The organism is Comamonas testosteroni (assembly GCF_030505195.1).
Classification (GTDB): Bacteria; Pseudomonadota; Gammaproteobacteria; order Burkholderiales; family Burkholderiaceae_C; genus Comamonas; species Comamonas testosteroni_G.
Window position 1 is genome coordinate 492265 of record NZ_CP129672.1, and the last position, 20876, is coordinate 513140.

The 20876-nt window shown below is 57.1% G+C and carries 16 protein-coding genes; 4 read left to right on the top strand and 12 right to left on the bottom strand.

The genetic code is table 11. The features are described from left to right. Nucleotides 1-2022 precede the first annotated feature (2022 nt). The 3 genes from QYQ99_RS02170 to QYQ99_RS02180 all read left to right on the top strand — a co-directional run bounded on the left by QYQ99_RS02170 (nt 2023) and on the right by QYQ99_RS02180 (nt 5583). Nucleotides 2023-2943: a GGDEF domain-containing protein gene (locus QYQ99_RS02170; RefSeq protein ID WP_302091224.1), complete on the top strand. Its 921-nt coding sequence runs from the start codon at nt 2023-2025 to the stop codon at nt 2941-2943. A 325-nt stretch (nt 2944-3268) separates the two neighbouring features. Beyond that, nucleotides 3269-4342, top strand: a complete 1074-nt coding sequence (locus tag QYQ99_RS02175; RefSeq protein ID WP_302091225.1) for a linear amide C-N hydrolase — start codon at nt 3269-3271, stop codon at nt 4340-4342. 401 nt (nt 4343-4743) lie between these two features. After that, the gene (locus QYQ99_RS02180; RefSeq protein WP_302091226.1) at nt 4744-5583 is read left to right on the top strand and encodes an SDR family NAD(P)-dependent oxidoreductase; all 840 of its coding nucleotides are present in this window, start codon (nt 4744-4746) and stop codon (nt 5581-5583) included. Nucleotides 5584-6768: 1185 nt separating this feature from the next. On the opposite strand, the gene QYQ99_RS02190 is transcribed toward QYQ99_RS02180, so the two are convergent. The 5 genes from QYQ99_RS02190 to hemN all read right to left on the bottom strand — a co-directional run bounded on the left by QYQ99_RS02190 (nt 6769) and on the right by hemN (nt 14142). Continuing rightward, nucleotides 6769-8019, bottom strand: a complete 1251-nt coding sequence (locus QYQ99_RS02190; protein WP_302091227.1) for a helix-turn-helix transcriptional regulator — start codon at nt 8017-8019, stop codon at nt 6769-6771. A 182-nt stretch (nt 8020-8201) separates the two neighbouring features. Then, entirely contained in the window at nt 8202-10691 is a 2490-nt protein-coding gene (locus tag QYQ99_RS02195; RefSeq protein ID WP_302091228.1) for a sensor domain-containing protein, read from the bottom strand. Continuing rightward, on the bottom strand, nt 10688-11932 hold the full coding sequence (locus QYQ99_RS02200; RefSeq protein ID WP_302091229.1) for an HD-GYP domain-containing protein: 1245 nt from the start codon (nt 11930-11932) through the stop codon (nt 10688-10690). Before QYQ99_RS02200 ends, QYQ99_RS02195 begins: the two co-directional genes overlap by 4 nt. A gap of 110 nt (nt 11933-12042) precedes the next feature. Then, nucleotides 12043-12756 carry a sulfite exporter TauE/SafE family protein gene (locus QYQ99_RS02205; protein ID WP_302091230.1) on the bottom strand — a complete coding sequence of 238 codons (714 nt, stop codon included), beginning with the start codon at nt 12754-12756 and terminating at the stop codon, nt 12043-12045. A gap of 3 nt (nt 12757-12759) precedes the next feature. Then, the gene (hemN, locus tag QYQ99_RS02210) at nt 12760-14142 is read right to left on the bottom strand and encodes an oxygen-independent coproporphyrinogen III oxidase (RefSeq protein ID WP_302091231.1); all 1383 of its coding nucleotides are present in this window, start codon (nt 14140-14142) and stop codon (nt 12760-12762) included. A gap of 267 nt (nt 14143-14409) precedes the next feature. On the opposite strand from hemN, the gene fnr reads away from it, so the two are divergent. Further along, entirely contained in the window at nt 14410-15132 is a 723-nt protein-coding gene (fnr, locus tag QYQ99_RS02215) for a fumarate/nitrate reduction transcriptional regulator Fnr (protein ID WP_302091232.1), read from the top strand. A 63-nt stretch (nt 15133-15195) separates the two neighbouring features. Here fnr and QYQ99_RS02220 read toward each other — a convergent pair whose 3' ends face one another. From QYQ99_RS02220 to ccoN, 7 genes are all read right to left on the bottom strand, one after another. Continuing rightward, nucleotides 15196-15459: a hypothetical protein gene (locus QYQ99_RS02220; protein WP_302091233.1), complete on the bottom strand. Its 264-nt coding sequence runs from the start codon at nt 15457-15459 to the stop codon at nt 15196-15198. 257 nt (nt 15460-15716) lie between these two features. Next, nucleotides 15717-16022, bottom strand: a complete 306-nt coding sequence (locus QYQ99_RS02225; protein WP_302091234.1) for a FixH family protein — start codon at nt 16020-16022, stop codon at nt 15717-15719. A 126-nt stretch (nt 16023-16148) separates the two neighbouring features. After that, nucleotides 16149-17591: a cytochrome c oxidase accessory protein CcoG gene (ccoG, locus tag QYQ99_RS02230; protein WP_302091235.1), complete on the bottom strand. Its 1443-nt coding sequence runs from the start codon at nt 17589-17591 to the stop codon at nt 16149-16151. Nucleotides 17592-17673: 82 nt separating this feature from the next. Continuing rightward, entirely contained in the window at nt 17674-18585 is a 912-nt protein-coding gene (ccoP, locus tag QYQ99_RS02235) for a cytochrome-c oxidase, cbb3-type subunit III (protein ID WP_302091236.1), read from the bottom strand. A 27-nt stretch (nt 18586-18612) separates the two neighbouring features. Further along, a complete protein-coding gene (locus QYQ99_RS02240) occupies nt 18613-18750 on the bottom strand; it encodes a cbb3-type cytochrome oxidase subunit 3 (protein WP_302091237.1) in 138 nt (45 codons plus the stop codon). Nucleotides 18751-18767: 17 nt separating this feature from the next. Continuing rightward, the gene (gene ccoO / locus QYQ99_RS02245; RefSeq protein WP_182286652.1) at nt 18768-19400 is read right to left on the bottom strand and encodes a cytochrome-c oxidase, cbb3-type subunit II; all 633 of its coding nucleotides are present in this window, start codon (nt 19398-19400) and stop codon (nt 18768-18770) included. 19 nt (nt 19401-19419) lie between these two features. Beyond that, on the bottom strand, nt 19420-20856 hold the full coding sequence (gene ccoN / locus QYQ99_RS02250; RefSeq protein ID WP_302091238.1) for a cytochrome-c oxidase, cbb3-type subunit I: 1437 nt from the start codon (nt 20854-20856) through the stop codon (nt 19420-19422). Nucleotides 20857-20876 lie beyond the last annotated feature (20 nt).

Here is a 20876-nt window from a genome sequence, read left to right on the forward strand (position 1 = left end):
GATGAACCCAACGATAGGTTGCTCTTGCCCACCTGAACCCCCGGTTCAGGATGACGAACCGGTGGCATTTGCAGACACCTTTACACGCCACAAGCCGTTGATTTAATTGGTTTTTCATAAGACTGACCTAGAAAGTCAAACAAAACCAACCAGTTGCACGCAATTGAAATCAGCAACTTGCGCATCTATTTTGAATTGATGATTAGCCCGCATTGCGGGCTTTTTTCTTACCTAATAGACTGAAGTCATGCTCGGCAGCTGCCCTCCTTTGCCTCATTGCCAGCATCTCGGACGATGCACTCTGACAGTTCCCTGCGGCTAACCTGGCGCTTATGAGCAAGTCAAAGTCAGGCCCCCCCAGAACGCAAGCAGCCATTTGGACAAGGTGTTCGGTAAGCACTAGCCGAGCTGACATTTCAAAAAGAGGCTGAGTTGCGGTGCACCAAGACAGATCGGTACGAGCGACAGGTGTGCTCTGTCTGGATTGCTCCAACTGGACTTGCCCAGTCAATACCAGGTGATCGGAACCTCCTTGAGTGGCAGGGCGACAAAACCGTGCAGTGTCTAAAGGAAGATCCTTGGGGTGCCAGGTAAGAAATAGAGGCATTCGCGCAAGATATGGTTCTTCCTGCTTAATCACGGCGCCAGCCAAGGCCTCCAGAAGTGTCATCGCCGCCTGCCCACAGTGGCACGCTGCCTGGACCTTGATACGCTCCACGCCCCCATTCATAGCGCATATCACTGCTTCCCATCGTCCGTTGGGCACCTTGCTCTTGCATACGTCCGGCATCACGGCCCGGCATCATTGAGCAACCCGCCAGCGTACTGGCTACTGCTGCAATTAAAAGTAGCGCTTTCATGACAACTCCTAGAGAAGAAGGAGTCTTCAAGACTATTCCTGAGGAGGATGCCCGCTGTAAATTCTTGTTGAACGGCTACTTTGCTTACCTAATTCGTACAACAGTCAGTATCCATGCGCTCTGTTTTTTGGAGCTTTGAAGCCATAAAACTTGGCGGCCTACCAGATGTCGAGGCTGATCGGCTCTTTTGCGCAGACTGATGAGTCCTTTGTTCCAGTGAAGGCACTGCGCGACAAATTCGTGTGCCCAGACATGTAAGCCGAGCGGCTGGACGAAAGGACCGTGCAGTGCCTCAAAGCAAAACCTTGAACCAGCTATTCACCTACCTGTTCTGAGCGCCATAGAAGGCACCATCACTTCAGGTCCAAGTACGTCCATTGTCGTCATACATCCAGCGATCCCGGTCTCCGCTCATATTCATGCCACCCATTGTCTGACTGAAACCCTCGGCAGGCATAGGCCCGCAACTACGTCCCGGCATCATTGATGCATCCTGCCAGGGTACCGGCAAGTGCCGCGATCAAAAGTAGCGCCTTCATAGTAACTCCTTAAGAATGTGGAGCCTTGCAGGCTAGTTTTTCCGCGCGTGCCTCATATAAGTTCTTGTTGAACTTCCGTTTTGCCTACCCAATTAGTACACCAGCCCGGATCAACCAGGCTTTTTTTGTTTCTGGAGCGCAATGTTCAAGAGAATTAACATTTACCGCAGTGTCGTAGGTCGTCATATCGGGTTAAAAGCGCCAGGAAACACTTCTACCGATATAGCCTTCCAATGGCTCTGAGTCGCATTGCCTGATACCCCGATAGCTGTCAGTTCAATCCGAGCTTTGTCAGCTCACTCGCCGTAATCTTCCAGAGCCAGAATTCGGGCAAACTGTTATTTGCAACAACCGATCGCACTTTGCACTTTAGCGACCATTAACCCGCAATGGCTTACTCCCCTGAAAAAACACGCGGACCACCTTTGTGGGGCCCAAAGTCTTCATCGCCTCTTGCCGATGAAACTCGGCATTTCGAACGCTGGCGTAAGCGCACATGGCAGTTGCACGCTTCGGTCCTATTGAGCCATCTATATGCCTTCCTGCTATTCCTCGGCCACCACTGGGCAGGCTACGTGCCGTTGCATGCAGTGCTGCTATATGGACTCTGGATAGGCGCAGGTATGGCCTTCATCACCTGGGCCTACGCCAGCGGCTGGAGTCAGACTCAGAGTGACCCCGGCTTGTTCTTCTGGCACCAACTGGTCGCGGTTACAGGGGTACTGGGCCTGCTTGTCGCTGCTCCTCAGGTTGCGTTCCAGGCACTGGTTATGCTTCTGGTCTTCAGTACCGACGGCTTTCTTGCGCCGCGGCGTACAAGTTTTTGGATGACCTGGAGTTGCACGCTCATTGCAATTGCGCTGGCCATTTATTGGGTAGGGCCACAGATGCGCATGACCACCGATACCCTCATCGGGCAGTTCCTCACTGTCGGTGTCATGCTCGGAGCGGTCGTCCGATGCAGCGTCCTGGTCACCTACTTTCGCAGCATGCAATATCGACTCAGTGCGAGTAATGAAAAGCTGGCCGTCGCGCTGAAGCAGATTGAAAACTTGGTGCGCAACGATGACTTGACGGGACTGGCAAACCGCCGAGGGGTCATGGATCGACTGCAGCAATGTATTCATGCAGCTCAACGCAGAGACACCCCGTTTTGCATCGCAATGCTTGACATTGACTTCTTCAAACAGGTCAATGACCGTTACGGTCACGAAGGAGGAGATCAAGTGCTTCGGGCCTTTGGACAACTTCTGTCTTCGGAGATTCGTGCAACCGATTGCGCTAGTCGTTACGGTGGAGAAGAATTTCTTCTGGTGCTCTGTGACACGCAACTGTCCCAGGCAGGAGTGCTGCTCGAAAGAATTCGCGAAAGCACAGAAGCACTCCCGTGGGCACAGTTAGTGCACAAAGATCTGCGAGTGACATGTACGCTGGGTGCGACTCAGTATCGACAGGGAGAAACCGCAGAAGCCCTCATCTCGCGCGCTGATGCTGCCATGTATCAAGGCAAGGCCGCTGGACGCAATCGCGTAGTTCTCGCCTAGTTCAAATTTTTAGCTAGCCAAGGGGCTGAACCGTCAGATCACGTCCTTGGGGATGGTCATTCCCGCCATCTACCGACTGCGATCAAGAACATTGGGCTTGTCGACACGGCCATGGACGCGGAGAGCCTGGACGATCGCAGCTTCATACCGGTGGTGCCATTGCCAAAGGCAAGCTTCCGCGTCTGATTTCTTGCAAGAGCGGGTACTGAGGCAGTTTGAATGTTTATAGCCTAGCATCCATGCCGCTGGAGCTTGATCAATATCTCACTACCGATGCATGTGGCATGCTTGGCGCCATTCACATTTTTTAACCGTGGAGGCACTAATGAAGATGAACATGCCATGTATCCGCCCTCATGTGGCTGCTTTTGTGCTGGGAGTTTCAGGTCTTGCTGCGGTGTCCAGTTCCTGGGCATGCACACGGCTGGTATTTCAAGGCGCCAACGGCCACGTGATCACTGCACGATCCATGGACTGGAAGAGTGACATCGTCAGCAACCTCTGGGTCCTGCCGCGAGGCATGCAGCGCACCGGCGAAACCGGCCCCAACACCGTGCGCTGGACGTCAAAGTACGGCAGCGTCATCACCTCGGGCTATGACATTTCCACCACCGACGGCGTCAACGAAGCCGGCCTGAATGCCAACCTTCTGTGGCTCGTCGAGTCGCAATATCCTGCATTTGGTGCCGATAGCAAGCCGGGTCTGTCGATCGCTGCCTGGGCCCAATATGTGCTGGACAACTTTGCGACTGTGCAGCAAGCTGTGGCTGCCCTGAGCAAAGAACCATTCACCCTGGTATCCGACGCCATGCCTGGCGAGAATCGGCTGACCACCGTGCACCTCTCCATCTCCGATGCCAGCGGTGATAGCGCGATTGTGGAGTACATCGGTGGCAAGCAAGTCATTCATCATGGTCGCCAATATCAGGTCATGACAAACTCGCCGACCTACGACCAGCAACTGGCGCTCAATACCTACTGGAAGCAGATTGGGGGCACCACCATGCTGCCCGGTACCAACCGTGCTGCAGACCGCTTCGCCCGCGCTTCGTTCTACGTCAACGCCATACCCAAGGATCAAAGCCCGAACAAGGCACTGGCCAGCGTCTTCAGCGTGATCCGCAATGCCTCCGTGCCATACGGCCTTAATACCCCGGAAGAGCCCAATATCTCCTCCACCCGCTGGCGCACCGTGTTTGACCACGAGCGCAAGCTGTATTTCTTTGAGTCGGCGCTGACGCCCAACACATTCTGGGTGGATCTGAAGGCACTGGACTTCAGCAAGGAAAAAGGCAAGGTAATGAAGATCGACCTGGGACCGGACCAAAATCACACTTACTCAGGAGATGCAACCCAACAATTCAAAGTGTCGCCGCCTTTCAAATTTCAAGGCATCTGAGCACTTCGCCGCGCTTGACTGGCTCCGATCCAAACCCGCACTGAGCGGGTTTTTTTCTTTCTGGAGAGCGCTGCTCCAGCCCATGCTGGCAGTCGATCCACCCTGCGTCTGTGCTGCCACTGCTCTGACACAAAAGGCGTATCGGGATCATCCAATTGCACCCAGCACGCCAAAAGTCCGCTGACTGACAAGCAAGCAGGAACCCTTCAATGGGCGCGTATCCCTAGTCTCATCAGACGATTTTCCTCAGCGGCGCCACTCCAAGAATTCGGCTAATGAGTTGTTCGATCTTCAACGGCTGCATCGTCCTAGATGCACAGATTGGAGTGCATGAGCCTCAAGTCAGACCGAAGAATCTTGATGCGTCTGAATGTTCCGGGAACCTATCTTAAGGAAGTGGCATGTCGTATACGTTGACTGGTTTTGAAGGCAAAGTGGCCGTGGTCACCGGTGCTGGCCGGATGCGCAGCATCGGTCGGCCCATTGCACTGGCATTGGCGCAGGCGGGTTGTGATGTTGTCTTGACGGGCACAGGCCGCGCCCCCAAAACCTATCCGGAAGATGAGCGCGAGGCGCATTGGCGCGATATCGAATCGGTGGCAGATGAAATCCGCCAGCTCGGGCGCCGCGCACTGCCTGTAGTTTCCGACGTCAGCAACCCAGAGTCCATCGACGCACTGCTTGCACGCACGATTGCAAAATTGGGGCGCGTGGATTTTCTGATCAACAACGCGGGGGCAACCCGCGGCGACGACCGCACCCCGGTGACGGAGCTACCCATCGATACATGGCATAGGGTGATGAATGTCAACCTGAACGGAACCTTCTATATGTCTCGCGCGTTCGCAAAACAAATGGGGGCACAGGGAGAAGGCGGCGCCATCATCAATATTTCATCGCTGGCAGCGCAGCTGCTGGCACCGGACACTGGCGCCTATGCCACCACCAAGGTGGCCATCAATGGCCTGAGCACCATCATGGCGCGAGAGCTTGGCCCCAAGAAGATTCGCGTGAATGTCGTGGCTCCAGGCATTGTGGAAACAAGTCGCCTGGATGATGTGCCTCGCGGCAAAGTGTGGGACGACATGATCGCCGGCTACATCTCCCTGGGTCGAGCAGGTACCGGCGAAGATATCGCCCACTTGGTCGCATTCCTGTGCAGCGACCAAGGCGAATGGATCACCGGTCAGCACATCTACGTCGACGGCGGCCACCTGCCAACGCCACGACGCCCAACATGAATTAACTGCACTGCAGCCGTGAGCCACCAGAGTGGGCTCTGACAAGCCACTTCAAGCAACAAACAGGCTCGCCATCGAGCGAGCTTTTGGCTTCCAAGAACGCCATGCGCACTGCACCATTGAGCAAACCCCATACCCTTTACAGCCCCTTCGTAACGTACAGAGCGGGCCGCCAAGGCCGAATGGCTTGACGTTCAGATTCAGGAAATCAGAAAGGTCGCCGTCCGGCTCCATCACGAGCACAGGGAGCCTGGCACAGGACCCACATCACTCTATCGAGCTTGAATATCACCGACGCGAATGACGACAGGGCCCTGGCCTTGATCATGCTTTGTCGCAGCCAGCCCATGAATTGCTTGCCAATGGGTTCTGTACGCCGCCAGGTTCTGTCCCGCTCCAGCAAGTTCCTTGGCTCTCGTCAGGCGCTCAAGCGCATCGCCACTGATAGCAGCCGATCGAGCCTCACCGTTGGTCCTGTACTCAAACACAACCCTGCGTGGGCTCATTTCATACGTTGCACTGGCATCCATTCGATCCATACATGCCTCACTGGATTAATCAGTGACAGTTTACCAATAGCCATCCGCTATTTTCCTTTTGCTTTCTGGAGCCCTGTGATCACCACTCAATCTGGCAGGCGCCGCAGCAGCTGCCATGCATCCATCCCTTCCAGCTTTCCAGAAGACCAGAGACGAGTCCCGCCCTGAAGCCACTGTCCACAAGTACCCCGGCCCGTCGGGCGCTTGTTTCATGCAAGGAGCCGAAATGGAAAGCAAGGCCCTTGACCATGCCGCAATGCATTGCAAACAACTGCCCCCTGTTCCCCTGCATGTAGCCTTCGCAGGCAACTGGGCCGACAGTGCTCGATGCTCTCGCCTCTGCAGCAAGCGTACTAAGCGACCAACTGAAAGACTGCGATCAACAGTCGACAGCTCCAGGCGCCGGTGGCGCGCTTGCCTTCGCATTCAAAGCGGGTTTCAACCTTGCAGACTGCGTCTCCGCAGTGATAGTGCCGACCTTTAATGCATGAGCCTAGTCAGTGAATGGGCACTTCAAACGTCATGACTGCGACCCCAATAACCACGAGGCCACGACAGCTGCAAGCACAATGCTTGCAACAGCTTCCAACCAGGCACAAGAAACAGCCCGCAAGGCGGGCTTTTTTGCCTGTTTCCCAGGCTAGAATCAATGATTGCCCAACCAGGCCACGCTGTTGAGAAAGAGTCTTACCAGTTCGGTCTGACGACGGACCCCGGTCTTGGAGAAGATGGAGCGCAAATGGGCGCGGGCAGTATTGGGTTTGATACCCAGCGCCTCAGCCGCCTCCTCCAAAGACATGCCGTTGCTCAGATGTGTGGCTACTGCTGTCTCCGCAGGAGTCAGATGGAAAAGCTGTTGTGTGAGCTTGACGGGCGGCTCTGCCTTGCCCGTCGTATCGCGCAGAAAAACCGCTACGCTGGGACGCTGCTTGCCTTCGGTCCATTCGTCGGGAGAGATGCTTTGCACCACCACTCCCCAGTTGAGTTGACCGGACTGGCGAGTGATGGACATGCCCTCGGTCATGGCGACGCTCTCCAGCGTGGGAGAAAGCAAGGCATCGCGGATCAGACGCTGCAGCCGGCGATTGTCATTGGCATAGACGGCCTCGAGCGCACCGTTGTTGACCCGTATTCCATCACCCACATTCAAAATGGTAGTGGCTGCTGGGTTGGCCTCTATCATTTTCCCCGTCTGATCGAGAATGACCACGCCCATCATCAGCTGCGCGGTGGCACGCCCGTATAGCGATATGACCTGCCGGTCACGATGCAGATTCAGCTGCATGTTCAACACCCGCTTGAGGTGCGGCACCAACATGCGCACCACGTCCTGATGTGTTGACTCGAATACTCCCGCCGCCGCTGGCCGCGTGATGCGCCAACCATAGGAGCAGCCGTTATCGGTCATGACATCCACGGCCAGAATGTGTTCGATGTCCACCCCCTTGCACCAGTCGGTGTAGTAGCGGCAGGAATGCCATTCGGCCTCTGTCATCACATCCAACAGGGTGAGCACCTTGTCCTTGACGATACCGAGAAACGGACTCCATTGCGCATAAGGGTCGTAAGGAATGACTTCGGAGCGACCGCCCGTTGCTGAAATTACCCAGCCCACATTCTCACCATGAGGGTCCCGCACCACGAGCGAGGCGTAGTTGCCATTGGCGCTTGAGCGCAGCAGCTCCAGAAATACCTTCCAGTTCTGCGGGTCCATGGCTGACTCGTACAGCACAGTAATCAGTTGACTCAAGGCTTCAGTACTGATGACCGATGCCGGCTGTAGCGAAGAAGCTGCCTCAGGCTCCACAGCATACGGAACGGGGAAGCTGGCGACGGCCTCAAGAGCATCCGAGCGATAGTTGTAGAAATCAAAAGTTGCGTAATCGCCTTTGGGCATTTGCTGTCTCAAAAAATCCGGCCCATCAAATACCGCACAGATACTCAACTCTGCGCGCGTTCTTCATTCATGCACGCACCCGGAAGTCGGCCCAAGAAATGCCTTGATTTTGCTGAGTCCTCAGAAACTGCGCATCGTCAAATCAGACGATAGGAAACCTAGCAAAAAAGCATGCCCTCAGACTATTGCAGACCTGCAATATGAATACCGCTGACATCGTCATCCGGCGAATACGGCTGAACTCTCGGCTCCTGCTCGGATGCGCTCTGCTCCAGACGCTTGCGGAATTGCTCCGCAGGCAGGGCTGGCGAGCACAGATAGCCCTGAAAGTAGTCGCCTTGTAACTGCTCAATTGCCTGGCATTGTTCCTGCGTTTCCACACCTTCCGCCACAAGTTCCACGCCCAATGCCTGCCCCATGCTGATGATGGCGCCCACAATGGCCTTGTCTCCCGCATCATGCGGCAGGCCGCGCACAAAACTCTGGTCGATCTTGATCTTGGAGATCGGCAGTTTTTTCAAATAAGCCAAGCTCGAATAGCCGGTACCGAAATCGTCAATGACCAGACCCACACCCAGCTCTGCGATCTGGTGGACGCGCAAAGCCATTTCCTGCGCCTCCTGCAGCAAAATGCTCTCGGTCAGCTCCAGCTCCAGCCACTGTGCCGGCAAGCCGCTGGCGTCCAGCACATATTTGAGGCGATCCACAAAGTCCGGCTGCCTGAACTCCAGCGCGGAGACATTCACCGATACCTTGACGGGCATGTCCATAGCCAGCCAGCGCGCAGCCTCCTGTACTGATTGCTCCAGCACCCAGGCATCCAGAGCAACCACATAGCCGGACTCCTCCGCCAAGGGAATGAAGGCTGCAGGAGAGATCACCCCCAGTTCGGGGTCCGTCCATCGAAGCAAAGCCTCTGCCGCCACGATGCGACCCGAACGGATATGTACCTGTGGCTGAAAGTGCACGGCCATATGCCCTTTGTCCAGGGCCTGGCGCATGGCATGTTCCAGCTTCATGCGCGAGAGCAGACCCGCACTCATTTGCGGCTGATAGAAGCTGAAATTGCCGCGTCCGCGCTCCTTGACGCGATACATGGCGATATCGGCCTGACGAATCAGCTCGTCCAGCGTCAAACCATCTGCCGGAAATTGCGCAGCCCCAATGCTGCACTGAACGGAAAAGCCCAGACCGTCAAGCATGAAGGGCTGGCGCATTTCGTCCAGAATACGGGCAGCCACGGCCGAAGCCCCTTCCCCCGTGCAATCATGCAGATAGAGAACAAATTCGTCCCCGCCCTGACGGCACAACACATCGGCAGGGCGCAGCAGTCCGCTCAGCCGCTGAGCAACCAGCTTGAGCACCCGGTCGCCGAAGTCATGGCCCAGTGAATCGTTGATGATCTTGAAACGGTCCAGATCAAGAAACAGAATGCTGAACGGCTGCTGTGTGAAGCGCGCAGCAGTGATGGCCGCTTGCACGTGACGACTCAAACTCAGGCGATTGGGAAGCCCTGTCAACGCATCACTGTAAGCCAGCTGCTCAATCTGCTTTTGCGCACTGCGCTGCATGGTCATGTCGCGCATAAAGCCAATGCTTTGTACCAGACGCCCATAGCCGTCACGCAATGCCACCCAGGACAGCCAGACCGCGCAGCGCTGACCTTCACTTTGCTTGAGCCAAAGATTGCCCTCCCAGAAGCTGCCCACATCCCAGCGCGCAGCGGCCAGCTCCATCAGGTCGGACACAGCCCCCCCCTCAGACTCGAACAAAGTCCAGGCGGCGAGCCCCAGCACCGCCTTGCCATGCAGCAACTGCACGCCAGCCGGGTTGACCTGAACGATGACTCCATTTGCATCTGCAATGAAGATGCCATCCAGGCTGGACTCGAACACTCTTGCAGCCAGACGCAGTTCGGTCGCCGAGCTGGACTCCACCGTAATGTCCCGATAGGAGTAGATACGTCCTATCGCCACACCGCGACTGAGCTGAGGCACGGAGCGGCGCTCCAAAACCCTGCCGCTGAGCAGTTGCAGCACCTCCGAGGTTTCAGGAGCCGACAGGTCCTGCGCATCCTGCAAAAGAGTGAACTGACTCTCGCTGCTGATGGTCTGTGCATCCAGGTGGGTAAAGATGGCCCCATCATCTCGCTGCACGAGCAGTGGTTCGGGTAGTTGCCACAGCTCCGCGAAACGGTGGTTGAATGCACGAATGCCGCCGCGTAGATCACAGACCAGCATGCCATCTGCAGCGGACTCAAGCGTCGCCCGCAACTCTGCAAGCAGCATGTCCAGTTCGCTCTCGTGCCGCAACTGCTCGCTGCGATCGAGCATCGTGAGCATCAACCAGCGCGGGTTCAGGGCGATAGAGCCCACCCCCATCTCCACAGCCGTCAGTGAACCATTGGCGGTACAAATTTCTGTGAGAAATTTCGCCCCGCCCACCCAGTTTGAGGCATCCTGCCAGAACGCTTTTTGCACCAGGGAGGCACACAGCACATCGACATACTGCTCCTGCGCCTGCTCGGGCGTGTAGCCCGTGAGCTGCATGCTAGCTGCATTGGCATGCACGACACGCAATGTCTGCGCATCCAGCAGCCAGACCGCCTCCTGCAAGCCATCGAGCATGGAGGCAAGCAGAGGGTCGATCAGAAAACTCTGCTGCAACGTCACGCGAGATCTTTCTCGGCAGCAGGTGCTGCAGAACTGTCAAAAAAGTAGCAAAGACGCCTCTGCGGCTGTAAAGCTTCTAACGCATTTCGAGAAAGCTGATTTCGCGTCAAACCTCGGCGAATACCCAAACCCACATATTCACGCAAATCTACGAGCCGCAGTTTCTGCGGTGCCTGCATGTCATAGGTCAGCACCTGCGGCTTGAGCGACTGGCTGGTGTTGACGGACACCACCACTCCCATCCGCCCATCGCTTAGCTCCACCAAAGAGCCCGGCGGATAGACCCCCAAGGTCTGCACGAATGCCTTGAGCACATCGGGCGCATATCGCTGGCGATACTGCCCATACAGTGCAGCCATGGCTTCATGAGGCGTCATTTCGTTGCCTTGCAGTGGCAGATTGCACAAGCGCTCAAAATTATTGACCAGCGCCAGGATCTGTCCGGCAATATCCATATCTGCGGCCAGCAAGCCCAGTGGAAAGCCTGACCCATCGGCCCATTCGTGATGCTGGGCGATGGCCGTCGTGACGGCAGGAGGATAGCCCATGGACAGAGCCAACGCCACCGACTCTCCGACATGGCGTGCATACACGGTCTCTCGCACAGGCGTGCGGCCCGAGCCTTGATTCAGTGCATTGGCCGATGCGGAAATCTCCAGCCCCGGCTTGCCGATGTCATGCAACAGGGCCGCCGTGCCCAGATCCTGCAATACGTCATTGCACAGGCCCAGCGTCTTGCCCAACAACAGGCTCAGTACGGAGACATTGACACCATGAACGCCAAAGGTGGCTCCCCCCGTATCCGCGAGCAGATGCAAACTCAGATCACGAGCCTGCGCCAGTTTGACGACTTGCTGCGCAACCAGCATATCCGTCGTTGTCCGCGCCTTCTCGGGGTTGACTGGCAACAAGGCCTGCACGTCATCAAATACGGAAACTGCGCCCAGAAACCTGGATTGCACGCCCAAAATACTGTTACGCCATGCATGCGCATCATTCTCGGGAGGGGCAGGAGCGAGTTGAGGGTCTGCAGCCGCAGACGCTGCAGCCTCTTCCAGATCGCTTCTCGATAGATCGACCTGAACTGCCTTGAGCTTCAGGGTCCTGAGTGTCTGCAACTGCTCGTCATTGACAATCTTGAAGCTGCTGACGGGAAACGGATGGCGCAGCCAGCCAGTCTCCAGATGGACATACATGCCAATACACAGTTGTCCGATATCAATAGCAACGAAACGATTCACTTTGAGCGCTACACACAAGATAAGACATTATTCCGCAGTTCCATGACTGCTCAACCATGACTAGGGTCTGTTGGGATGCAAACTGCGTCAACAATCCCCTCTTGTGTGACTTATCGGCACCAAAGGCCAGGTTTGTAGACCAGATCCATCCACAAAGCCCAACTTGCAACACCTATCAGCATCAGACCTGCGACTCTGGTGCCCCACCTGGCCCGCAATGCATTGACATGCGACTGTCCCAATTGCCACAGCCAAGGTCCCGCCAGCAGCCACAGTGCACCACCAACGGCAAAGGCTGCCATGGACAAAGCACCTTGCCAAGCGCCGCCACTCAAGGCCGCCACCAACACCGCCGAATACAGCAAACCACAAGGCATCAGTGCCCAGGCAAAGCCAGCTGCCAGACTGCCGCCCGGCGCTGTGACCCAGGGCTGAACCCTGGCCCAGACGGAACGCCCCGCCCGCTCCAGCCAGGCTGGTTGCCGCGCCTGCACCACCATGGCCAGCCCCCAGGCCATCACCGCTACATGCATCAGCATCCAAAGTCTCTGCAATGCCGTTGTCTGACTGGTCACCCAGGCCAGACTTTCCATGGCCATGGCCGCGATCCCTCCCAGCAGGGCATAGGCAGCGATGCGACCCAGATGAAACAGGCTGGTGCGCAGCCATTGGCGTTTTTGCAGGCCGTGCACGGCAACGGGCTGCCCGCCACCGACAGGCTTCGCTGCAGTGACCACACTGCAGGGAGCAGCGCACATTACAAGACAATGGGGCCCACCCACGAGCCCCATGATCAAAGCGGTCCAGACCAGCGAAAACAGCATGCGCTAGATGATGCGCGAAAAGCGCGCGCGGTTTCGGTCGGCCTGCAAATATCGATCAAACAGCATGGCTACTCCGCGCACAAAAAACCAGCCCAGGCCCGTGACCTTGAAGCCCTCGTCGGATAGCTGAACCAGGCCATTGCGCTGCATTTCCGCCAGTGCGGCGAGCTCCGAAGCAAAGTACTCGCGGAAATTGATCAGCCAGGCCTGGTCCATCGGCTCATACAGGACGGAGCCCTGACACATGATGGACATGATGACGGCTCTGCGCACCAGATCGTCACGCGAAAGCGCCAGTCCACGCTGCACGGGCAGTATGCCGCCATCGACGGCATCGTAATACTCTTCAAGAGTCTTGACGTTCTGACTGTAGGTCGCGCCCACCTTGCCGATAGCCGATACACCCAGTGCAATCAGATCGCAATCAGGCTGGGTGCTATAGCCCTGAAAGTTTCGATGCAAGCGCCCCTGGCGCTTGGCAATGGCCAGAGAGTCGTCAGGCAGTGCAAAGTGGTCCATGCCCACATAGACATAGCCGCCATTCATGAACGCATCGATGGCGCCGGAGAGCATGTTCAGCTTGTCCTGTCCCATGGGCAGGTCCGCCGATTCGATACGCCTTTGCGGCTTGAAGCGCTCGGGCAAATGCGCATAGGCATACAGTGCAATGCGATCAGGGCGCAGCTCATTGACCTGTGCCAGCGTGCGCGCAAAAGACTCTGGCGTCTGCCTGGGCAGCCCGTAGATCAGGTCCACATTGATGGAGACAAATCCCAGACGGCGCGCCTCAACCACCAACGCAAAGACTTGCTCGGCGGGCTGCTCGCGGTGCACCGCTTTCTGTACCGCGGGGTCAAAGTCCTGCACGCCAAAGCTCAGACGATTGAACCCCATGTTTTTGAGAGCTCTGAGCCGCTCGTTGCTGACGGTGCGCGGATCGACCTCGATGGAGTACTCGCCCGCTGGATCCAGTTTGAAATGCTCACGCATCAAGACCATCAGCTGCTGCAACTCGGCATCGCTGAAGAAGGTCGGTGTACCTCCGCCCAGATGCAGCTGGCTTACGAGCTGGCCTTTGCCGCAGTGCTCGGTATGCATGGCCAGCTCGCGGCCCAAGTAGTCCAGATACTCGGCAGCCTTTTCATGATGCTTGGTCACGATCTTGTTGCAGGCGCAGTAATAGCAAAGCGACTCACAGAAAGGCACATGCACATAAACGGACAGGGGCAAAGCGCGCGAGCCAGAATGCGTCCTGCGCTGCTTGAGTGCCAGTATGTAGTCGTCTGCACCAAAAGCCTCAACAAAACGGTCGGCTGTTGGGAACGATGTGTAGCGTGGGCCGGGGATATCAAAGCGGCTCAGCAACTCAGGCGTGACTGCGGTCATAACTGGGAGTTAGGGTGCGCCCACACTCTGTATAGAGCATATTTCAATGGAAATCAGATCCTGAAAATCATGCCCCAAATAGGCAAAAGCGCATGTTTTGGAACGAATACTGGCAATGTGCCCCAAGGCAATCATCCTGTCCTTGATGAAAATCAAGAGACCTCAAGGCAAGTGCTGCGACAATTTGATCCATCTCATCTTCAACCACGAGGTCAATGACCAGCGCGACTCTCCACTGTGTGTCTGTCTGCGCGGTAGCAAAAGCCCATGAATCTTCAGACCATCAAAGCATCCTGCTCCAACTGCAATCTGCGTGAACTGTGCATGCCCATGGGCCTGGACGATGAACAAATGGAGCGCATTGAAGAGGTTGTGGCCACGCGCCGCAAGATCAAGCGCGGCGGGCTGCTGTTTCGCAATGGCGAAGAGTTCACCTCTCTGTATGCCATTCGAACCGGCTTCTTCAAGACCAGCGTGGCGACCGAAGACGGTCGCGATCAGGTCACAGGCTTTCAGATGGCGGGCGAAATCATTGGTCTGGACGGTATCGTCAACGACCACCACACTTGTGATGCCGTGGCCCTGGAAGACGCCGAGGTCTGTGTCATGCCGTTTGACAAACTGGAGCAGCTCTCGCGCGAGGTCACGGCGCTGCAGAACCATGTGCACAAGGTCATGAGCCGCGAAATCGTGCGCGAGCATGGCGTGATGCTGCTGCTGGGCAGCATGCGTGCCGAAGAGCGCCTGGCGGCTTTTGTGTTGAATCTGGTCCAGCGTCTGTCGGCACGCGGCTTTTCCAAGTCGGAGCTGGTGCTGCGCATGACGCGCGAAGAAATCGGCAGTTATCTGGGCCTCAAGCTCGAGACCGTGAGCCGCACTTTCTCCAAATTTGCAGAGGAAGGCATTGTGGAAGTCAGGCAGCGCCACCTGCGCATTCTGGATACCGAGGCGCTCAAACGCATCGTCAACAGCCAGCAATGCCAGAGCTGAGCCGAGTCAGCAGACGCTCTCAAGACAAAGCCCGCGGACAGCGGGCTTTTTTATCTGGGCGAATTACTCGGGCAGAGGCTCGGAAACGATGCCTCCATTGAGATCGCTGACGGAGCGCCCCAGCATCACCGTCATCGCTCCTCCCATCAGGGTCACGACCCAGAAAGCAAAAAAGGCGACCGTATAGATGGCCTGGCGCGACCAGCCCAGGGGGGAGCCAAGCCAGTGCAGATCCAGCGGGTCCACAAAGGCAAAAACCACCATCTCCATGATTGCCGCCGCCAGAAAGGCCGGCCAGACAATCCACATCCAGCGTCGAGCATCCATCCTGATTCTCCTTGGGCTGTGGGCTTGACCATATTTTGCACAAAGGTGATGACCGCTCACGCAGGACTGCGGGCATGCACCATGGCGGGAAACCCTGAATCACTCTCTTTTCAGTAGCACCTTGCGCCATCCGGATAATGAAAAACCATTTACTTCTGCATCAACTTTAGACGGAGCATGCGCAACATGCTCTGATTTTGATATTGGCAACAAAAAAGGCCGCAAAAGCGACCTTGGCGGAGCAAGCACCGGAGCGCTCAGCGATCCAGAGGATGGTCCTTGACTGGAGTGGCCGCATGATTGCGACCGGTGACTGCAGGGGCCATGCTTTTTTCACTTTCGCTCAGGCGTTGGTTGATTTCAATGCCATGACGGTAGTAGTCAGGGTCAATCACGGGATCGGGCCTGCTCAGTGCGATGTATGCGGTGACAAAGCCGGCAATCACCACGATCACCGGGCCGGCGATGATGAGCCAGACATGGGCAAACTTCCACCAGGACTTGCCGTCCTCGGGGTGGGTGATCCTGGCCGTTTGCGAGACCTTGGCTTGTGCTGCCGACATGATGAAACCTCTTTCCAAAATTCTGGCCACCCAGGCACATAGGGCAAGGTGGCATGGATTGTTGCCGATTGGCGGTGTCCTTGTCCAGCCTCCGTGATGGCTCACGAAGACCGGCAATACATGGCATTAACGCGGCACCAGGAACACCGTCTTCTCGGAAATACGCCCTGCTCCGGCAGTCACTGCATCCACATTGAAGTGTACGGGGTGCGAGCCGGGAGCTGCTGAGCCATACGGAATTTGCAGCCGCACGGCAATGCCGCGCGTCTCGGCAGGGCCAACGGTCACTTCCTGCTCGGATGCAACTTCCAGATTCTCCAGGCCCACGGCGCTGATACGGTAGCGCTGCTCGGACTCCGTGGCGTTCATGATCTGCAGACGGTAGACGTTCTCCAGCTTGCCGCCCGCTACGATGCGCGAAAGCGCAGCACGGTCTCGAATCACGTCGACCTTGAGCGGCTCGCGCAGCACCAGACTGGCGATCATGGCGGCGCTGAGGGCCACCAGCACGGCCGCGTAGATCAACACACGGGGGCGGAAAATACGGCGGATCACCTGTACCTGCTTCCAGGCCTTGGACACGGCATTCTGAGTGGTCAGCCGGATCAGGCCGCGCGGATACTCCATCTTGTCCATCACGGAGTTGCAGGCATCGATGCACAGACCGCAGCCAATGCACTCGTACTGCAGCCCCTTGCGGATATCGATGCCCACGGGGCAGACCTGAACGCAAAGCTTGCAATCTATGCAGTCCCCCAGGCCCTGTGCCTTGTAGTCAACGTCTTTCTTGCGCGGGCCACGAGCTTCACCACGTTCAGCGTCATAGCTGACGATCATGGTGTCCTTGTCGAACATGGCACTCTGAAAGCGTGCATAGGGACACATGTACTTGCAGACCTGCTCGCGCATGTAGCCGGCGTTGCCGTAGGTGGCGAACCCGTAGAACGCCACCCAGAAAATCTGCCAGTTGCCCTGGAAGGCCATCAACTGCACACCCAGCTCACGGATGGGCACGAAGTAGCCGACAAAGGTGAAGCCTGTCCAAAGAGACAGAACGATCCAGAGAAACTGCTTGAACGACTTTTTCCAGATCTTCTCCAACGTCCAGCCGTTCTTGTCGATACGCATGCGGGCACTGCGATCGCCTTCGACCTTGCTTTCGATCCACATGAAGATCTCGGTGTAGACCGTCTGCGGACAGGAGAAGCCACACCACAGGCGCCCGGCCACGGCGGTAAACAGAAACAGCCCCAGCGCGCTGATGATCAGCAGCCCCGTCAGATAGATGAAGTCCTGCGGATACAGCACCAGTCCGAACAGATAGAAGCGTCGGGCTTCCAAATCGAACAGCACCATCTGGCGCTCGCCCCACTGCAGCCAGGGCAGGCCGTAGAAGACGAGCTGGGTCAGAAACACCATGGCCCAGCGCCACCGTGAGAACACGCCACTAATAGAGCGTGAGTACACTTTTTGCTCGGAAGCGAACATAGGCACCAACTCAGGCCCGCCCGCATGAGGCTCAGGCGTGATCGGTATGACTTTTCGGGGCTTCCCCTGATCGCACGGCATCGCAGTTCCTTAATGTTTTTGTAATTACTGAAAATTGAAATGCGAAAAAGGCGGTGCCAGGGCACCGCCTCTTAACAACGCATTACTTCTGGTTTTGCGTATTCGAAAGACTCCAGACATAGGAAGCCAACACGGCAATTTGCGCCTCCGTCAACTTCTCTTTCTGGGCAGGCATTTCATTGTGCTTGCCGTTGTTGACGATGTTGACGATTGCCGCCTCACCCCAGCCATGCAGCCAGATGTCATCGGTCAGGTTAGGCGCTCCCAGCGCAGGGTTGCCCTTGCCGTCCATGCCGTGACAAGCCGCACAGGCCACGAACTTGGACTTGCCTTGCGAAGCCTTGACGGCATCGTGAGGACTGCCCGACAGGCTCAGCACATAGTGCGCCACATTGCGCACATCTTCCGCCGAGCCCACGGCTGCCGCCATGGGCGGCATGATGCCGATACGGCCGTTGGTGATGGTCTCCCTGATCTTCTCGGGAGATCCACCATGCAACCAGTCGCCGTCCGCCAGATTCGGGAAGGACTTGCTGCCGCGAGCGTCAGAGCCATGGCATTGCGCACAGTTGTTCATGAACAGACGCTCGCCAATGGCCATGGCCTGAGGGTCCTTGGCCATTTCTTCGGTAGGCATGCTGGTGAACTTGGCGTACAGAGGCTCCAGGTCCGCCTTGGCCTTGGCCATTTCCTTGTCGTAGGCGCCGGTCTGGCTCCAGTCCAGCTTGCCGCCGAAGCCGCCCAGACCTGGGTAGACCACAAGATAGCCCAAGCTGAAAACCACGGTGATCACGAACAGACCCATCCACCACTTGGGCATGGGGTTGTTGAGTTCACGCAGGTCTTCGTCCCAGACATGGCCTGTGGTGTTGTCGCTCGAGGGAACGACCTTCTTGCTGGCCACCAGAATCAGCAGCAGCAAGCAGCCAAAGATGCCAATCAGCGTAATCGCCGCGACATACACTGACCAGAAATTGTTAATGAAATCGCTCATGGGATGTTCTCGTTGTGGTGATCAGACTCAGTCTTCCAGGAATGGAACCTGAGCTGCCTCGTCAAAACGGGCCTGGTTGCGGCGGGCATACGCCCACCACCAGATGCCCACGAAACACGCCAGCGATGCCAGCGTGGCCACGATACGCATGATGGTGATATCCATTTCCAGCCCCTTCTCTCTTACTTGACGGCGCGACCAAGGACCTGCAGATAGGCAATCACTGCCTCCATCTCTGTCTTGTCCTTGACCTCGGCCTGAGCACCGGCGATTTCCGCATCGGTGTACGGCACGCCCACCTTGCGCAGCGCGCTCATGCGCGTTGCCACGGCCGTGTCATCCACCTTGTTGGCTTCCAGCCAGGAGTAAGCAGGCATATTGGACTCGGGCACCACGTCACGCGGGTTGTTCAGGTGGATGCGATGCCATTCGTCGCTGTACTTGCCGCCCACACGATGCAGGTCGGGGCCGGTACGCTTGGAGCCCCACTGGAAGGGGTGGTCGTACACGAACTCGCCAGCCACCGAGTAGTGGCCATAGCGCATGGTCTCGGCGCGGAAGGGGCGGATCATCTGCGAGTGACAGTTGTAGCAACCCTCGCGCAGATAGACGTCGCGCCCCATCAGCTGCAACGGGGTGTAGGGCTTGAGACCCGCCACTGCTTCGGTCGTGGACTTCTGGAAGAACAGCGGCACGATTTCCACCAGGCCACCAATGGTCAGCACGAACAGCGTCAGCGCGATCAGCAAAAAGTTGCTGGTCTCGATCTTCTCGTGCGAAAAGCTCTTGGGAGCTGCGTTATTTTGATCAGACATTGCTTTTGCTCCTCAATGCTCAAGCGTGAGCCACCACGGCAGGCACTGCCACCTTGACGGAACGGCCGGCCATTGCGGTCTTCCATGTGTTCCATGCCATCACCAGCATGCCGCCCAGGTACAGCAGACCGCCAGTCACGCGAATCACATAGAAGGGATAGGTCGCCTTCACGCTTTCCACGAAGGTGTAGGTCAGCGTGCCGTCGGGGTTGACAGCGCGCCACATCAGGCCCTGCATCACACCGGCAATCCACATTGCGGCGATGTACAGCACGATGCCGATGGTCGCCATCCAGAAGTGCAGCTCGATCGCGGCCAGGGAGTGCATCTTCTCGCGACCGAACAGACGGGGGATCAGGTAGTACAGAGAGCCCATGGTGATCAGACCCACCCAGCCCAGAGCGCCGGAGTGCACGTGGCCCACGGTCCAGTCGGTGTAGTGGCTCAGCGCGTTCACGGTCTTGATGGCCATCATCGGGCCTTCGAAGGTGGACATGCCGTAGAACGACAGGGACACGATCAGGAAACGCAAGATAGGGTCGTCGCGCAGCTTGTGCCAGGCACCCGACAGCGTCATGATGCCGTTGATCATGCCGCCCCAGCTGGGAGCCAGCAGGATCAGCGAGAACACCATGCCCACGGACTGGGCCCAGTCAGGCAAAGCGGTGTAGTGCAGGTGGTGAGGACCCGCCCACATGTACGTGAAGATCAGCGCCCAGAAGTGCACGATCGACAGGCGATACGAGTACACGGGACGACCCGCCTGCTTGGGGATGAAGTAATACATCATGCCCAGGAAGCCGGCGGTCAGGAAGAAGCCCACGGCGTTGTGCCCGTACCACCACTGAACCATTGCATCCTGCACGCCAGCGTAAGCCGAGTAGCTCTTCATCCAGCCCGCAGGGATGGAAATATTGTTGACGATATGCAGCAGGGCCACGGCCAGGATAAAGGCGCCGAAGAACCAGTTGGCCACATAGATGTGCTTGACCTTGCGGATGCCGATAGTGCCGAAGAACACAATGGCGTAGGACACCCATGTCACGGCGATCAGCAAGTCAAGGGGCCATTCCAGCTCAGCGTATTCCTTGCCCTGGGTGTAACCCAGAGGCAGGCTGATGGCAGCGCCGACGATAACCAGTTGCCAGGCCCAGAAGGTCAGGCTGGCCAGCTTGGGCATGAACAGCTTGGTCTGGCAGGTGCGTTGCACCACGTAGTAGCTGGTCGCGAACAGCGCCGAGCCACCAAAAGCGAAGATCACGGCATTGGTATGCAGCGGACGCAGACGTCCGTAGCTCAGCCAGGGAATGCCGAAGTTGAGTTCCGGCCAGGCCAGCTGGGACGCGATAAACACGCCCACCGCCATACCTACCACCCCCCATACCACGGCCATGATAGAGAACTGTCTTACGACGGTGTCGTCGTAATAGACAGCATTGTTATTTGTTGCTTCCATCGGGCACCTCTTAGATATCT

Bases quoted from the DNA above. Each gene is read 5' to 3' on its own strand.
- QYQ99_RS02170 (WP_302091224.1), top strand. From the start codon at position 2,023: ATGGCCTTCATCACCTGGGCCTACGCCAGCGGCTGGAGTCAGACTCAG.
- QYQ99_RS02175 (WP_302091225.1), top strand. From the start codon at position 3,269: ATGAAGATGAACATGCCATGTATCCGCCCTCATGTGGCTGCTTTTGTG.
- QYQ99_RS02180 (WP_302091226.1), top strand. From the start codon at position 4,744: ATGTCGTATACGTTGACTGGTTTTGAAGGCAAAGTGGCCGTGGTCACC.
- QYQ99_RS02190 (WP_302091227.1), bottom strand. From the start codon at position 8,019: ATGCCCAAAGGCGATTACGCAACTTTTGATTTCTACAACTATCGCTCG.
- QYQ99_RS02205 (WP_302091230.1), bottom strand. From the start codon at position 12,756: ATGCTGTTTTCGCTGGTCTGGACCGCTTTGATCATGGGGCTCGTGGGT.
- hemN (WP_302091231.1), bottom strand. From the start codon at position 14,142: ATGACCGCAGTCACGCCTGAGTTGCTGAGCCGCTTTGATATCCCCGGC.
- fnr (WP_302091232.1), top strand. From the start codon at position 14,410: ATGAATCTTCAGACCATCAAAGCATCCTGCTCCAACTGCAATCTGCGT.
- QYQ99_RS02220 (WP_302091233.1), bottom strand. From the start codon at position 15,459: ATGGATGCTCGACGCTGGATGTGGATTGTCTGGCCGGCCTTTCTGGCG.
- QYQ99_RS02225 (WP_302091234.1), bottom strand. From the start codon at position 16,022: ATGTCGGCAGCACAAGCCAAGGTCTCGCAAACGGCCAGGATCACCCAC.
- ccoG (WP_302091235.1), bottom strand. From the start codon at position 17,591: ATGCCGTGCGATCAGGGGAAGCCCCGAAAAGTCATACCGATCACGCCT.
- ccoP (WP_302091236.1), bottom strand. From the start codon at position 18,585: ATGAGCGATTTCATTAACAATTTCTGGTCAGTGTATGTCGCGGCGATT.
- QYQ99_RS02240 (WP_302091237.1), bottom strand. From the start codon at position 18,750: ATGGATATCACCATCATGCGTATCGTGGCCACGCTGGCATCGCTGGCG.
- ccoO (WP_182286652.1), bottom strand. From the start codon at position 19,400: ATGTCTGATCAAAATAACGCAGCTCCCAAGAGCTTTTCGCACGAGAAG.
- ccoN (WP_302091238.1), bottom strand. From the start codon at position 20,856: ATGGAAGCAACAAATAACAATGCTGTCTATTACGACGACACCGTCGTA.